Raw genomic sequence first — 14760 nt, forward strand, 5'->3', positions numbered from 1 at the left:
GGATGGCGTTCCGTAACGTCCGCCACTCTCGACTACGCTAGTCCCTGACGACGACGTCCCAGTGATTCCGCCAATTTTCAGCTGTTAGACCCACCAAAAATCGCCCCCAAGGAGCAAATCCATGGCGCTTATCGATGCCATCCACGCCCGCGAGATCCTCGATTCCCGAGGCAACCCGACCGTAGAAGTTGAAGTCCTGCTCTCCGACGGCCAGATCGGCCGTGCAGCAGTTCCCTCCGGAGCCTCCACCGGCGAGCACGAAGCCGTTGAGCTTCGTGACGGCGACAAGGGACGTTACCTCGGCAAGGGCGTCCAGAAGGCCGTTGACGCCGTCATCGACCAGATCGCTCCTGCCCTGATCGGCTTCGACGCCACGGACCAGCGCAGCATCGACCAGGCCATGCTGGACCTGGACGGCACCCCCAACAAGAGCAAGCTCGGCGCGAACGCCATCCTGGGCGTGTCCCTGGCCGTGGCCAACGCCGCCGCCGCCTCCGCGGACCTGCCGCTCTACAAGTACCTCGGGGGCCCCAACGCGCACGTCCTCCCCGTCCCGCTGATGAACATCCTCAACGGTGGCTCACACGCGGATTCCGACGTCGACATCCAGGAATTCATGATCGTCCCCATTGGCGCGGAGACCTTCTCCGAGGGCCTGCGCTGGGGCGTTGAGGTCTACCACAACCTCAAGTCCGTGCTGCAGGCCAAGGGCCTCTCCACCGGCCTGGGCGACGAGGGCGGCTTCGCGCCGAACCTCCCCTCCAACCGCGCCGCGCTGGACCTGATCCAGGAAGCCATCAAGAACGCCGGCTACACTCCGGGCAAGGACATCGCGCTGGCCTTGGATGTCGCCTCCTCCGAGTTCTTCAAGGACGGCGCCTACCAGTTCGAGGGCAAGGCACTCTCCGCCACCGAGATGAGCGCTTACTACGCCGAGCTCGTTGCCGACTACCCGCTGGTGTCGATTGAGGACCCGCTGGACGAAAACGACTGGGACGGCTGGAAGACCCTCACCGACAGCATCGGCGACAAGGTCCAGCTCGTCGGGGATGACCTCTTCGTCACCAACCCTGCCATCCTGCAGCGCGGCATCGACACCGGGACGGCCAACTCGCTGCTGGTGAAGGTCAACCAGATCGGTTCACTGACCGAGACCCTGGACGCCGTTTCCCTGGCCCAGCGCGCCGGCTACACCACCATCACCTCACACCGCTCCGGCGAGACCGAGGACACCACCATTGCTGACATCTCCGTTGCCACCAACGCGGGACAGATCAAGACCGGTGCCCCGGCCCGCTCCGAGCGCGTTGCCAAGTACAACCAGCTGCTGCGCATCGAAGAAGAACTCGACGACGCCGCGCGCTACGCCGGCCGCAGCGCGTTCCCGCGTTTCAAGGGCTAGTAGCCGCGTAAATCTCTGACCGGTGGCTATGGTTGAAAGACCATAGCCACCGGTTTTGTTTTGAGGCAGGCCGCACGTTTCAGGAGTGTCATGGCTACCCGCCGTCCCAAAGTTCCCAAAGCAGCTTCCCCACAGCGCGGCACAGCGGATCGTCCCCAGGAAGCCGCCGCTGACACCGCTGACGTGATCCGCGCCCAATTTGGCGGGACGAAGGGCGGCGCCGCCGCTGGCACGGCCGGCCGGCCGGCGGGTGCCGCTGCCCATCCAGGAGCCTCGTCCAGGGCCCCGGGCGCCACGAAGGGCACTCCTGCCACGGGCGCCCCGTCGAAGGGCACCTCGTCGAAGGGCACCTCTCCCAAGGGAACTTCTGCAAAAGGCCGCCCGGGCACAAAAGTGCGGGGGAGCAGCGGGTCCGGCCCGGGCGGAACGCCGAAGGGCGAGGAGGCGGAGGAAACCCAGCCCGTCCCCGCCAAAGCCTTTTCCGGGCGCATGCTGGCACTGGCCGTGGTGATGATTGCGATCACCATCATGCTTGCGCCCACGGTCAAGATCTTTTTCGACAAACGTGCCGAACTGACCGCCCTGAGCGATGACATCGCCGCCCGCCAGGCCGAGGGGGACAGGCTGCGCCAGCAGATCTCGCGGTGGCAGGATCCCAACTATGTGAAACAGCAGGCCCGCGACCGCATTAACATGGTTATGCCGGGCGAAACCGGTTACTGGGTCTTCGGCAGTGATTTGCCGGCAGGATCAAGCAGTAGCCAGAACGCCGCAGCAGCGCAAGACCCCGCCGATCTGCCCTGGGTGGATTCCCTGTGGGAGTCCGTCAGGCGCGCGGCCACAGACTGAACCACCAGAGGAAGGATGGCCGCGCCAGTGGAAGCACACACGGCAACTGAGCCGGAGAAATCCCGCCAGCCATCAGCACACGATCTTGAAGTACTCAGCAGGCAACTGGGACGGCCGGTGCGCGACGTCGTGGAAATCCCGGCCCGCTGCGTTTGCGGCAACCCCCTGGTTGCCGCAACGGCGCCGCGCCTGGGCAACGGCACGCCGTTCCCCACCACTTTCTACCTGACGCACCCGGTCATCACCTCGGCAGTCTCCCGGCTCGAAGCCGCCGGCCTGATGAACGAGATGAATGAGCGGCTCACCTCGGACGAGCCCCTGGCAGCCGCCTACCGTGCCGCCCACGAGGACTACCTTGCGGCCCGGGCCGGGATCGGCGAGCGGGCGGGCATCGGTGCCGTGCCGGAGATTGACGGCATCTCCGCCGGCGGCATGCCCACCCGCGTGAAATGCCTGCACGTGCTGGTGGGTCATTCCCTGGCCGCCGGGCCGGGCGTGAACCCCCTGGGTGATGAGGCGATCGCGGGCATCAGCGAGTGGTGGACCGCGGACCGATGCTACTGCGACGGCGCCTGGGATACAGCCGGGGAAGCCCCGTCCCGGGACCTGAGCCGCCACGGACCCCAGGGCCTGCCGGACATCGTGGGCCGGCCGGCCCCGGTCCGGAAAACCTCACGCAGCCCGGAAACCAGCCAGTGACCCGCGTCGCCGCCATCGACTGCGGAACCAACTCCATCCGCCTGCTGATCGCGGATGTGGACCGCAGTAACGGTGCCCCCAGGCTCACGGACGTGGTCCGGGAAATGCGTGTGGTCCGCCTCGGCCAGGGCGTGGATGCCACCGGCGAGCTTGCCCCGGATGCCCTCGAACGCACTTTTGCAGCCACCGCCGACTACGCCCGGCTGATCCGTCAACACGGCGCCACGGCAGTGCGGTTTGTTGCCACGTCCGCGAGCCGGGACGCGCGCAACCGCCACGTTTTTGTGGACGGAGTCCGGACCCTGCTCGGAGTCGAGCCTGAGGTCATCTCGGGAGAGGAAGAGGCTGCCCTCTCCTTCGCCGGGGCCAGCAGCGTCCTGCCCATTCACGACGGCGACCAGGTCCTGGTGGTTGACCTCGGCGGCGGCAGCACCGAATTCGTCCTTGGCACCGCATCCGGTGTCACGGCCGCCAAATCCGTGGACATCGGCTGCGTCCGCCTGACGGAACGGCACCTTCGCGACGATCCGCCCACGGCGGAACAGATCGCCGCCGCAGTAGCAGACGTGGACGCCGCGATAACCCGCGCAGGCCAGGACGTTCCGCTGGAACGCGCCACCGCCGTCGTCGGCGTTGCCGGGTCCATCACCACCATCACCGCGCACGCCCTGCGGCTGCCGGAATATTCGCCGGCCGCCATCCACGGAGCCGAACTGCCACTCAGCACCATCACCGAGGCCTCCGCCGATCTCCTGGCGATGACCCGGGCCGCCCGCGCGGAGCTGCCTTACATGCACCCCGGCCGGGTGGATGTCATGGGCGCCGGCGGGCTGGTGTGGCGGCGGATCCTTGAGCGTCTGCACGACGTCAGCGCCGGCCGGATCGGCACAGCCACGGCCAGCGAACACGATATTCTTGATGGAATTGCCCTGAGCCTTAACTGACACCGGGCAGCCGCGCACCAAGCAGGGGAATCCAGATGACCAGAGCAACAGCCCGGTTCCGCCGGACCGCCTCCTCGCTCCTGGCGATAACCCTTGCAGGCGTCAGCCTGGCCTCAGGCCTGGTGCTGGCGCCCGCCGCCCAGGCGGACGACGTGCGCGACAAACAGTACTGGCTGGACGAATCCGGGATCACGAAGGCCTGGGACGTCTCCAAGGGCGCCGGCGTCAAAGTCGCCGTGATCGACAGCGGCGTGGACGCGGGCCACCCGGACCTGAAAGGGGCAGTCACCGGCGGGTATGACGCCTCCGGGGCAGGCACCGCCAACGGGCAGAAGACCCTCGGTGTCAAGCCCGAACACGGCACGCTGGTAGCCACTATGCTGGCCGGCCGCGGCCACCAGCCCCCCACGCCCACGCCCACACCCGGCGCCACCCCGCCACCGGCCACCAGCCCGTCAGCTGTTGGTCCGGACGGCATTGTGGGCGTGGCGCCGGAGGCGGAGATCCTGTCCGTCTCCACCTGGCTGGGATCTGCAAACCCCGCGGGCAAGAGCGACCAGGACCAGATTCCCGAGGCCGTCCGCTGGGCCGTGGATAACGGTGCCGGGGTCATCAACATCTCCCTGGGCAGCACGACGCCGCAGTGGCCCCAGAGCTGGGACGCTGCTTTCCTGTATGCCGAACAGAAAGACGTGGTGATCGTTGCCGCTGCCGGAAACCGGGTGGGCGGCAACCTCCAGGTGGGCGCCCCTGCCACCATTCCCGGCGTCCTGACCGTCGCCGGCCTGGACCGCAAGGGCGTGGCGAGCGTCGACTCGTCCTCGCAAGGGATCAGTATCGGCGTGGCCGCCCCGGCAGAGAACCTCCAGGGCGGTCTGCCCGGCGGCGGCTATGCCGAGTGGGCCGGCACCTCGGGCGCTGCTCCGATCGTGGCCGGGGTGGCAGCCCTGGTCAGGTCCAAGTGGCCGGCCATGAGCGCGAAGCAGGTCATCAACCGGATTGTGAGCACCGCCAGGGACGCCGGCCCCGCCGGGAAGGACCCGCTGTACGGCTATGGCGTGCTGAACGCCGAGGGAGCGCTGAAGGATTCGGTACCGGAAACGGCGGCCAACCCGCTGGGCTCCATTGCCGACTGGATCCGGGTGCACCGCCGCGGGAACCTGGCCACGCCTGCCCCGCTTCCCAGCGCCGACGTTGCCAGCGCCGTTCCCACCCTGCCCGACCCCACGGTGCCCGCAGTGGTGCCTCCCTCGCAGCGGGACAGCGCCATCAGCGCCGCGGTGGTCATCGGTTCAGCGTTGCTGTTTGTGGTGATCATCGCCGTGGCCGCGTTCCAGTTGCGCCGGGCCGCCAAGGACCCGCGCCTGGCCCGGGACGATCCGGACACCGGAGCCCTCGATACCGCGGATTCCCAAGGCCAACACAGTTAGTGAAGATTTTCACAAACTACTGTATCCTTGAGAAATGGCAACCACCCCAGAGCTCCAGGACCGTCCCAGGGTACTCGTCGTCGGCGGCGGGTACGTCGGCCTGTACGTAGCACTCAAACTGCAGAAGAAGATCGCGAATGCCGGTGGCATCGTCACCCTCGTGGATCCACTGCCCTACATGACTTACCAGCCCTTCCTGCCCGAAGTTGCCGGCGGCAACATCGAGGCCCGCCACGCCGTGGTGTCCCACCGTCAGCACCTGAAACAGACTGAACTCATCCAGGGCAGCGTCACCTCCATCGACCACGCCAACCGCACCGCCGTCGTGGCACCTGCGGACGGCGGACCCCACATTGAAGTCCCGTACTTTGACATCGTGGTCTCCGCAGGCGCCATCACCCGCACGTTCCCCATCAAGGGCCTCGCGGACAAGGGCATCGGCCTGAAGACCATCGAAGAGGCTGTGGCCCTGCGCAACAAGGTGCTGGAGCGGATCGAAGCCGCCTCCACCATCACGGACCCTGCCGCCCGCGCCAAGGCCCTGACCTTCGTTGTGGTCGGTGGCGGCTTCGCCGGCATCGAGTGCATCACCGAAATGGAAGACCTGGCGCGCGCCGCTGTGCGGAACAACCCACGCATCAAGCAGGAGGAAGTCCGCTTCGTCCTGGTTGAAGCCATGGGCCGCATCATGCCCGAGGTCACCGCACCCCAGGCCGAATGGGTAGTGGAGCACCTTCGCAGCCGCGGCATCGAGGTCCTGCTGAACACCTCGCTGGACAGCGCCGAAGGCGCCCTGAAGCTCATCAACCTCCCGGACAAGACCCTCGCCCAGGAATTTGAAGCCGACACGCTGGTCTGGACTGCCGGCGTGCAGGCCAACCCGATGATCCGTTCCTCCGACTTCCCGCTGGAGCCCCGCGGCCGCGTCCGCGTCCTCCCGGACCTGCGTATCTCCGGCGACGAAGGCATCGTTGAGAACGCCTGGGCTGCCGGCGACATCGCCGCCGTGCCGGACCTTTCGGGCAGCGGCCTGCCGGATGGCACCTGCGTCCCCAACGCCCAGCACGCACTTCGCCAGGCCAAGCGCCTCGCCAAGAACCTGTGGGCTTCCCGCTGGGACAAGCCGCTGAAGGACTACAAGCACAAGAACCTTGGCGCCGTGGCCGGATTCGGTGAGTGGAAGGGTGTCGCCAACATCAACCTCATCGGCCGCATCGGGCTCAAGGGCCCGCTGGCGTGGCTGGCACACCGCGGCTACCACGGCATGGCCATGCCCACCGTGGAGCGCAAGGTCCGCGTGATCATGGGCTGGATCCTGGCATTCTTCATGGGCCGCGATACCACGCAGCTGATCGACCTGGACAACCCGCGCGGAGCGTTCGTGGCGGCCGCCACCCCGGCGCCCAAGCCTGCCGCCGCCCCCGTGGCTGCGCCGGCTGCCCCTGAGGCCTCAGCCGGCGCGGCAAAGCCCGGTTCTGCCGCCGCCACCAGCGTGGATCCCAAGCAGTCAGTCACCGCAGACGCCAAGTAGCGTCTTCGGTACCGCAGCCTCCTGCTGCACCGAGATAACGCCCGACGGCGGCCGCCCCTTCCGGGGGACGGCCGCCGTTTTGCGTGGCCCGGCAAGTCTGCCTTCGGCGCCCTTCCTTTTAGACTGTCAGGATGACTGGCGAAACCAACCTCCAGGCCCTGCTCGCAACGCTGCACCCCGTGCTCCGGGACGGCGAATATGTCTGCGTCCTGTGGCCGCACGGCAGGCCGCTGGATCCTGAAATCCAGGCATTGGTGCGGGAAGCCGAGGGCCTCGCGGTGGTCCTGCCGCGCGAGGCCGCGGATGGTTTGGGTCTTCCCTACGACTTCGTGGGTGCCTGGATCACCCTGCAGGTGCACTCTGAACTGGACGCTATTGGGCTGACGGCGGCCGTCGGAAAGGCGCTGACGGATGCCAGGATCAGCTGCAACGTGCTGGCGGGGCTTCACCACGACCACCTGCTGGTGCCGGTAGCGGACGCGCCGCGCGCCCTCGAAGTCCTCCATGAATTGTCAGCTGCCAGCCTGAACCAGCCGAAGCCGGAGCTGGTCCTCCGGAACGGGACGCCCGCGGACAGGGACAGGATCCTCGCGCTGACAGCCGAAGCATTCGCCGTCTCGCCGGTCACCGGCCTGGCGGTGGAGGGCGAACCGCTTGAAGTTGACATGCTGCGCCGGCTCTTCGACTGCGCCGAGTACCTGCCTGAATTCAGTGTGGTGGCGGAGCTGGCGGGTGAAGTGGTGGGCCACGTCATCAGCACCCGCGGTTGGGCGGGTGACTACGGACTGCTGGGGCTCGGACCCATTGGCGTCACGCCCCGACTCCAGCGGCACGGCATCGGCACCGCACTGATGAAGGACACGATTGCCCGGGCCAACGCAGCGGGGGAGGGCGGCATTGCGCTGCTGGGCAGCCCCGAGTACTACGCCCGGTTCGGGTTCGTCCCGGCAGCCTCCTTCGGCGTCCTGCCGCCGGATGAGTCCTGGGGCGAGAAGTTCCAACTGCTGCCGCTGGCACTTTGGCCCGGCGGAGTCCATGGCACTTTCCGGTATGCCGCACCACTGGCAGGCTGATCACGGGATACCATTGACCGGGCGCCCCAGTAGCCCAATTGGCAGAGGCAGCGGACTTAAAATCCGCGTGTTGTGGGTTCGAGTCCCACCTGGGGTACACACTCTCTTTTAAGGCACCCTCCTGCGCGCCTGCCTGCCTCCACCGGCGCCTCCAGAGGCCGGACCGGCCGGCTACCCTCACGCCTCCTGGTGACGGCTTGATTTCGCATATGCAACTACTGTTATAAGGATGTGACCTCAGTCACTTATATCCGCGGCATATTTGCATTATTTTGAAGCTAAATCAGGAGCCCCTGATCCACGTTCGCATCCAGTTTTCGCCACACCCTCCCGGCAATGTGTTTCACGACACACTTTTGGGAGTAGTCTCAGGAAACAATTTCGGAAGTACGCGTAAGCTGCCTCGGTCATCCGCAGCAGTCGAGATAATCCGGCTCGGAAGGTAAATAAATGTACCGAAAGAAAGTCATCACGGCGTGGGCGGCGGCAGCCACCCTCACCCTGACCCTCTCGGGTTGTGCCAATCAGGCCGGCCCCGCCCCCAGCGAAACCTCCGGAGCCTCCGGCAAGGTGAACATTCCGGCAATTTCCAAGGTGGATGTGCCTTCCGGTGCTGTCCTGCCGAAGGGCGACGGCAAAGCGACCTGTGCCGCAACAACGACGTTGGCGTACGCAGGCGCACAGACCGGAGCGAATGCCCAGCTCGGTGTGAACATCTTCAACGGCATCCAGCTGGCCATCAACCAGCACAATGCCGCAAACCCCGGCTGCCAGGTCCAGTTCAAGAAGTTCGACACGGAAGGTGACCCCAACAAGGCCACCGGCCCTGTCACCCAGCTGGTCAGTGAACCCGAGATTGTGGGCGTCATCGGTCTCCCGTTCTCGGGGGAGTCCAAGGCGACCGGCAACATTTTCGAGCAGAAGGGCCTGGTGCACATCACCCCGTCCGCAACCAACCCCGGCCTTACTGAGAACGGCTGGACCACGTTCTTCCGCGGCCTGGGTAACGACGCCGTCCAGGGCCCGGCTGCCGCCAAGTTCCTGACCGGCAAGCTGGGCGCCAAGAAGGTTTACCTCGTTCAGGACGACTCCGATTACGGCATCGGACTTGGCACGTCAACCTCCGCCGGGCTCGGCAGTGCACTGGTCGGGACCGAGAAGGTCACCACCGGCCAGAAGGACTTCTCGGCAGTGATCTCCAAGATCATGAACGCCAAGGCCGATGCTGTGTTCTACTCCGGCTACTACGCTGAGGGCGCACCGTTCGACCAGCAGCTCTCGGGCAAGGGGTTCACCGGCACCTTCGTGGCACCTGATGGTGTGAAGGATGATCAGTTCATCAAGCAGGCCGGTGACGCTTCCAACAACGCGTACTTCACCTGCCCGTGCATCCCTGGCGAACTGATTCCCGATTTCGCCTCTGCCTATAAGGAAGTCTCGAAGGGCGCCGAGCCGGGAACCTATTCCATCGAGGGCTACGACGCGGCTACGGTGCTCCTGTCGGGTATCGACGCCGGTAAGCAGTCCCGGGCCGACCTTCTGTCCTGGGTCAAGACCTATGACAAGGACGGCCTGAGCAAGCACTACAAGTGGGACGCCAAGGGCGAGCTCCAGGCACCGACTGTGTACGGCTACAAGGTCGAGAACGGCAAGATCGTTCCGATTGGACCAATCGGCGAGTAGTCGCCGCCTTAGAGTAAACCGGCTGTGGGGCCAGCATTAGCCGGCCCCACAGCCTTTTCCTGACCTAACGCCTGACAGGAAGTCCTGATGCTCCCACTCCTCGTCCACCTGCCGCTGGAAAACGACTGGATCTCTTTCGACGTCCCGTCCCTCATGGAGAATTTCTGGAGCGCAACGTTTGACGGACTGACGTTCGGTGCCATTTACGCACTCGTGGCGCTGGGCTACACGTTGGTCTACGGCGTCCTGAATCTCATCAACTTTGCGCACTCGGAAGTATTCATCGTGGGCTGCTACGCAGTCTTCTTCACCCTCAGCGGCTTGGGCTTCGGCCCGTCGGTCCCGCGGCTGGACATCTGGGCCATCATCCTGAACCTCATCCTTGCCCTGGTGGTGGCCATGGTTGCGTCCGCCCTGACAGCTTTCGTCCTTGAGCGCGTGGCCTACAAGCCGCTCCGGAAGCGAAACGCCCCGCGCCTCGTCTTCCTGATTACCGCCATCGGAGCATCGTTCACCATCCAGTACCTGATCTACCTGTGGCGCGGTCCCAGCCCGGAGCTGGCACTGACCATGTTCCGGCCCACCCCCATCTTCGATATCTTCGGAACCATCGTGGATTCCCAGCAGCTGGTCATCATCATCGCCGCCGTGATCATGATGGTGGCAACCGAGCGCTTTATCCGGAAATCGCGGACCGGCCGCGGCATCCGTGCCGTAGCCCAGGACCCTGACACCGCGACGCTCATGGGCGTCAATAAAGAACGCATCATCATCACCACCTTTGTGATCGGTGGCCTGCTTGCCGGAGCCGCGGCACTGTTCTACGTTATGAAAATCCCCTCCGGGGTGCAGTACAGCGGCGGCTTCGTTCTGGGCATCAAGGCGTTCGCAGCCGCTGTCCTGGGCGGCATCGGCAATGTCCGGGGTGCGCTCCTGGGCGGTCTGCTCCTGGGCCTCATCGGCAACTATGGCCAGATCCTGCTCGGAAATTCGCAGTGGACCGACGTGGTGGCCTTCGTGGTCCTGGTCCTGGTCCTCCTGCTGCGACCGCAGGGAATTCTCGGCACTGCCCTGGGAAGGAGCAAAGCATGAGCATGATAGACGGACCCACCCCGCTTCCGGAGGCAGCATCGGCCCAGGCCGCGGCGGAACGCGAGGCCGAAACCATCGGACCCGGAAGCAGCGTCACGCCGGAAAAGCGCGGCCGCCGCGGGATTTTCGGATCCTGGGGCGAGCGGTGGAATGCCCTGTCCCGCCAACAGCAATGGGCGTTCCTTATTGTGGTTGTGGTCCTGGCCTACCTGCTGCCGCTCATCAACCCGCCCATCATCACCACAGAGCCGGGCAACAACTTCGCCCTGGCCTGCTTCGACATGGCACGGTTCGCGCTCATCGCCGTCGGACTGAACGTGGTGGTGGGCTACGCCGGCCTGCTGGACCTTGGGTATGTGGCCTTCTTCGCCGTTGGATCCTACTGCGCAGCCATGCTGACCAGCCCGGACTCGCCGTTCCTGCACATCCCGTACCTGTGGACCATCCCGGTTGCCATGGCCGTGACCATGTTCTTTGGCGTGGTCCTGGGCGTTCCCACCCTCCGGCTACGCGGCGACTACCTGGCGATCGTCACCCTGGGGTTCGGCGAGATTGTCCGCATCCTTGCCACGCTCATTCCGGCCATGAAGGGCCAGGTGGGGTTTCAGAACGTTGGCCATCCTCCTGGCACCGAGGCTGACGGCACCCCCATCTTTTCCAACTCCAACGGCGTGCCCTGGTACTGGCTGACACTGACCATCATCATCATCATCACGCTGCTGGTGGGCAACCTTGAGCGCAGCCGCGTGGGCCGCGCCTGGATTGCCATCCGGGAGGATGAGGACGCAGCAGAAATCATGGGCGTGCCCACGTTCAAATACAAAGTGTGGGCGTTCGCCATCGGGGCGGCCATCGGCGGACTCTCGGGTGCCCTGTTTGCGGGCCAGGTGGGGTTCGTGAACAACCAGAAATTCGACGTCACCACCTCCATCCTGTTCCTTGCCGCGGTGGTCCTCGGCGGGGCAGGCAACAAGGTCGGAGCTATTCTCGGCGGCGCCCTGGTGAGCTACATTCCGTTGCGCTTTACCGCGATCGCGGAATACAAGTACCTCATTTTCGGCATCGCCCTGGTCCTCATTATGATCTTCCGATCCCAGGGCCTGCTGCCCGCCCGGCAGCGGCTGCTCGCCTATGGGCGGACGGCCTACAAAAAGATAGCCAGCAAGGAAGGTGCCGGCCCGTCATCGCCCGCCGCGCCACCCGGGGCCGGTGCACGGCCCGGACCGGCCAGTGAGAAAGGAGCACAGGCATGAGCGAGCAGAACGCCACGGGCGGAGCGAAGCATGCGGCGGCAACGGAAGCGGGGGTACAGCCCGGACCTGATGTGGCAGCACTGGCCGATGCGGGGGTTGAGGCGGAGCTTGCCGAAATGGTGGCGCCGGACCGGGAAATCACCGCCAAAGTGGGCGAGAACATCGTGGAGGTGAAAAACCTCACCATCAAGTTCGGCGGGCTGGTGGCGCTGGACAACATCAGCTTCGACATCAAGCGGGGAGAGATCCTTGGGCTGATCGGGCCCAACGGAGCCGGTAAGACCACCTGCTTCAACGCCATGACCGGGGTGTACAAGCCCACCAGCGGGCAGGTGGTCCTCGAAGGCCAGGTCATCAACGGGCTGAAGCAGCACAAGATCACCAGGCTGGGGCTTTCACGCACCTTCCAGAACATCCGCCTCTTCGGCGAGATGACAGCCCTGGAAAACGTCGTGGTCGGCCTGGACGCCCGCCACCGCACCAGCGTCGGCGGCGCGCTGCTGAGGTTGCCCACCCACATCAGGGAGGAAAAATCGGCGATCGAACGCGGCATGGCCCTGCTCGATTTTGTGGGGATTGCCGACCACGCGCACTTTCTGTCCCGCCACCTTCCCTACGGGTATCAGCGCCGCCTGGAGATCGCCCGGGCGCTGGCCACGGATCCAAAGGTCCTGTGCCTGGACGAGCCGGCCGCAGGCTTCAACCCGGCGGAAAAGGAAGAGCTGATGGCCCTGATCCGGACCATCCGCGACGAGGGCTACACGGTGCTGCTCATTGAGCACGATATGAAGCTGGTCATGGGTGTAACGGACCGGATTGTTGTCCTGGAATTCGGCAAGAAGATTGCCGACGGCCTGCCACGGGCCATTCGTGAAGATCCGCGGGTTGTTGCGGCCTACCTGGGGGAGCCCGAAGATGACGTTGCTTGAAGTTGAAGGGATTTCTGTCCACTACGGGCGCATCCGCGCCATCCGGGACATGTCCTTCACGGTCAACGAGGGGGAAGTGGTTTCCCTGATCGGCGCCAACGGGGCCGGTAAGACAACCACAATGAAAACCATCTCCGGAATCCTTAACCCCTCGGCCGGCAAGATCACCTTTGCCGGTGAGGACATCACCAGGATGAAGGCGCATATCCGGGTGGTCCGCGGTATTTCCCAGGCCCCGGAGGGTCGCGGGATCTTCCCCGGAATGACGGTCATGGAAAATTTGGACATGGGAACCTTCGGCAGGAAGGACAGAAGCGGCGTGCCGCAGGATCTGGAGCGGGTGTTTGACCTCTTTCCCCGCCTGAAGGAACGGATCAAACAGTACGGCGGCACCATGTCCGGCGGCGAGCAGCAGATGCTGGCGATCGGCCGGGCCCTGATGTCCGATCCCAAACTGCTTCTCCTTGACGAGCCCTCCATGGGACTGGCACCGCAGTTCATCCGCCAGATTTTCAAGATCATCAAGGAGATCAACAACCAGGGGACCACGGTTCTGATGGTCGAACAGAACGCCAACCAGGCACTGGCCGGCGCCCACCGCGCCTTCGTCCTGGAGACGGGCGAGATCACCCACAGCGGCACCGGAAAGGAGCTGCTGGCGAATCCGGCCATCAAGGAGGCGTACCTGGGCGTGGGCTGAAAGCGGGCCGGCCGGATCACGGTTGGGTCTCGAGCCATCTGAAGAGGGAACTTATCGCTGCCCGGGTGCGTGGTAATTGGTAACGTGAACCTTAAAGGTTCAGAATCAACCCCTTACTTGGAGGACACCAGCAATGGCACTTGGCGGAAACCCGATCTTCAACGGAAAGAACTTCCGTGGAGCAACGCAGGCACCGCGTGTCCCGCAGGCGCCTTACGGGCAGGGCCAGTACGGTCAGCAGCCCTATGGACAGCAGGCCTTCGGCCGTGCTCCCGGCCAGGTCATGGATGGCCAGGCCGGTTACGCCCAGCAGGGCATGACCACCGAACAACTGCAGCAGATGTACAACCAGCCCGCTGCGGGTCCGGCCGACACCGGCCGGATGACGTTCGACGACGTCATCGTCAAGACTGCCGCCTGCCTCGGTGTCCTTCTGGTGGGGGCCGCCGTCACCATGTTCGTCAGCATGGGGCTTGCCAGCATGCTGATGATTGTCGGCGCGCTGGGCGGTTTCGTCCTGGCGATGGTGAACACCTTCAAGAAGCAGCCCTCACCGGCCCTGATCCTCGCCTACGCCGGGCTGGAAGGCCTGTTCCTCGGCGGCCTCACCCGCGTGCTGGACACGATGTACCCGGGCGTGGGCCTGCAGGCCGTCATTGGCACGCTGTCCGTGTTTGCCGTAACCCTGGTCCTGTTCAAGAGCGGGAAGGTCCGCGCGACACCCAAGGCCATGCGCTTCTTTATGATCGCCATGGTGGGTTACGCGCTCTTCTCTGTGGTCAACCTCGTCATGATGCTGACCGGTCTGACCACCGAACCGTTCGGTCTCCGCAGCGGCGTCATCGGCGTGGCCATCGGCGTCCTCGCCATCGGCCTGGCGGCGTTCTCCCTGGTCATGGACTTCACCAGCATTGAGGCCGGCGTCAGGAACGGCGCCCCGCAGCGGTTCTCCTGGACCGCGGCGTTCGGTCTGACTGTCACCCTGGTGTGGCTGTACGTGGAAATCATCCGCCTCCTGGCCATTCTGCGGGGCGACGACTAGCACCCGGGCGGGATACCGCCGTCGTCAGCACCCACCACTACGGGAGGGCTCCCGCACAGTGCCGCGCGCACGTGCGGGAGCCCTGTCGTTTTTGTACCCGGCCGTGAGGGTTCCGGCGAACCCTTGCAGGGCG

The 14760-nt window shown here is 65.2% G+C and carries 13 protein-coding genes and 1 tRNA gene; all 14 read left to right on the forward strand.

What is annotated here, in order from left to right; translation table 11 throughout:
* Positions 1-121: 121 nt before the first annotated feature.
* The 14 genes from eno to SBP01_RS05780 all read left to right on the forward strand — a co-directional run bounded on the left by eno (position 122) and on the right by SBP01_RS05780 (position 14627).
* Entirely contained in the window at positions 122-1402 is a 1281-nt protein-coding gene (gene eno / locus SBP01_RS05715; RefSeq protein ID WP_320537809.1) for a phosphopyruvate hydratase, read from the forward strand.
* 90 nt (positions 1403-1492) lie between these two features.
* The gene (locus SBP01_RS05720) at positions 1493-2251 is read left to right on the forward strand and encodes a septum formation initiator family protein (RefSeq protein ID WP_320537810.1); all 759 of its coding nucleotides are present in this window, start codon (positions 1493-1495) and stop codon (positions 2249-2251) included.
* Positions 2252-2266: 15 nt separating this feature from the next.
* A complete protein-coding gene (locus tag SBP01_RS05725) occupies positions 2267-2950 on the forward strand; it encodes a DUF501 domain-containing protein (RefSeq protein ID WP_414004267.1) in 684 nt (227 codons plus the stop codon).
* Positions 2947-3894, forward strand: coding sequence for a Ppx/GppA phosphatase family protein (locus SBP01_RS05730; RefSeq protein ID WP_320537811.1), 948 nt, complete (start codon positions 2947-2949; stop codon positions 3892-3894). Before SBP01_RS05725 ends, SBP01_RS05730 begins: the two co-directional genes overlap by 4 nt.
* Before the next feature lie 35 nt (positions 3895-3929).
* Positions 3930-5324 (forward strand): S8 family serine peptidase, encoded by a 1395-nt coding sequence (locus tag SBP01_RS05735; RefSeq protein ID WP_320537812.1) that lies wholly within the window; start codon positions 3930-3932, stop codon positions 5322-5324.
* A 34-nt stretch (positions 5325-5358) separates the two neighbouring features.
* The gene (locus SBP01_RS05740; RefSeq protein ID WP_275212688.1) at positions 5359-6855 is read left to right on the forward strand and encodes an NAD(P)/FAD-dependent oxidoreductase; all 1497 of its coding nucleotides are present in this window, start codon (positions 5359-5361) and stop codon (positions 6853-6855) included.
* 131 nt (positions 6856-6986) lie between these two features.
* Positions 6987-7928, forward strand: coding sequence for an N-acetyltransferase (locus SBP01_RS05745; protein ID WP_320537813.1), 942 nt, complete (start codon positions 6987-6989; stop codon positions 7926-7928).
* Between the two features lie 23 nt (positions 7929-7951).
* Positions 7952-8025: transfer RNA gene (locus SBP01_RS05750), tRNA-Leu, on the forward strand.
* 353 nt (positions 8026-8378) lie between these two features.
* Positions 8379-9611, forward strand: a complete 1233-nt coding sequence (locus SBP01_RS05755; RefSeq protein WP_320537814.1) for a branched-chain amino acid ABC transporter substrate-binding protein — start codon at positions 8379-8381, stop codon at positions 9609-9611.
* Positions 9612-9698: 87 nt separating this feature from the next.
* Positions 9699-10703 carry a branched-chain amino acid ABC transporter permease gene (locus SBP01_RS05760; RefSeq protein ID WP_320537815.1) on the forward strand — a complete coding sequence of 335 codons (1005 nt, stop codon included), beginning with the start codon at positions 9699-9701 and terminating at the stop codon, positions 10701-10703.
* Entirely contained in the window at positions 10700-11956 is a 1257-nt protein-coding gene (locus SBP01_RS05765; protein ID WP_320537816.1) for a branched-chain amino acid ABC transporter permease, read from the forward strand. The genes SBP01_RS05760 and SBP01_RS05765 overlap by 4 nt, the downstream gene beginning before the upstream one ends.
* On the forward strand, positions 11953-12885 hold the full coding sequence (locus SBP01_RS05770) for an ABC transporter ATP-binding protein (protein ID WP_414004268.1): 933 nt from the start codon (positions 11953-11955) through the stop codon (positions 12883-12885). The genes SBP01_RS05765 and SBP01_RS05770 overlap by 4 nt, the downstream gene beginning before the upstream one ends.
* Positions 12878-13585 (forward strand): ABC transporter ATP-binding protein, encoded by a 708-nt coding sequence (locus tag SBP01_RS05775; protein WP_414004288.1) that lies wholly within the window; start codon positions 12878-12880, stop codon positions 13583-13585. Before SBP01_RS05770 ends, SBP01_RS05775 begins: the two co-directional genes overlap by 8 nt.
* 133 nt (positions 13586-13718) lie before the next feature.
* A complete protein-coding gene (locus tag SBP01_RS05780; RefSeq protein ID WP_275212680.1) occupies positions 13719-14627 on the forward strand; it encodes a Bax inhibitor-1/YccA family protein in 909 nt (302 codons plus the stop codon).
* The last annotated feature ends 133 nt before the right edge of the window (positions 14628-14760 follow it).

The organism is Pseudarthrobacter sp. IC2-21, from assembly GCF_034048115.1.
GTDB lineage: Bacteria > Actinomycetota > Actinomycetes > Actinomycetales > Micrococcaceae > Arthrobacter > Arthrobacter naphthalenicus.

Bases quoted from the DNA above. Each gene is read 5' to 3' on its own strand.
- SBP01_RS05755 (WP_320537814.1), top strand. From the start codon at position 8,379: ATGTACCGAAAGAAAGTCATCACGGCGTGGGCGGCGGCAGCCACCCTC.
- eno (WP_320537809.1), top strand. From the start codon at position 122: ATGGCGCTTATCGATGCCATCCACGCCCGCGAGATCCTCGATTCCCGA.
- SBP01_RS05765 (WP_320537816.1), top strand. From the start codon at position 10,700: ATGAGCATGATAGACGGACCCACCCCGCTTCCGGAGGCAGCATCGGCC.
- SBP01_RS05735 (WP_320537812.1), top strand. From the start codon at position 3,930: ATGACCAGAGCAACAGCCCGGTTCCGCCGGACCGCCTCCTCGCTCCTG.
- SBP01_RS05725 (WP_414004267.1), top strand. From the start codon at position 2,267: ATGGCCGCGCCAGTGGAAGCACACACGGCAACTGAGCCGGAGAAATCC.
- SBP01_RS05780 (WP_275212680.1), top strand. From the start codon at position 13,719: ATGGCACTTGGCGGAAACCCGATCTTCAACGGAAAGAACTTCCGTGGA.
- SBP01_RS05760 (WP_320537815.1), top strand. From the start codon at position 9,699: ATGCTCCCACTCCTCGTCCACCTGCCGCTGGAAAACGACTGGATCTCT.
- SBP01_RS05720 (WP_320537810.1), top strand. From the start codon at position 1,493: ATGGCTACCCGCCGTCCCAAAGTTCCCAAAGCAGCTTCCCCACAGCGC.
- SBP01_RS05770 (WP_414004268.1), top strand. From the start codon at position 11,953: ATGAGCGAGCAGAACGCCACGGGCGGAGCGAAGCATGCGGCGGCAACG.
- SBP01_RS05745 (WP_320537813.1), top strand. From the start codon at position 6,987: ATGACTGGCGAAACCAACCTCCAGGCCCTGCTCGCAACGCTGCACCCC.
- SBP01_RS05740 (WP_275212688.1), top strand. From the start codon at position 5,359: ATGGCAACCACCCCAGAGCTCCAGGACCGTCCCAGGGTACTCGTCGTC.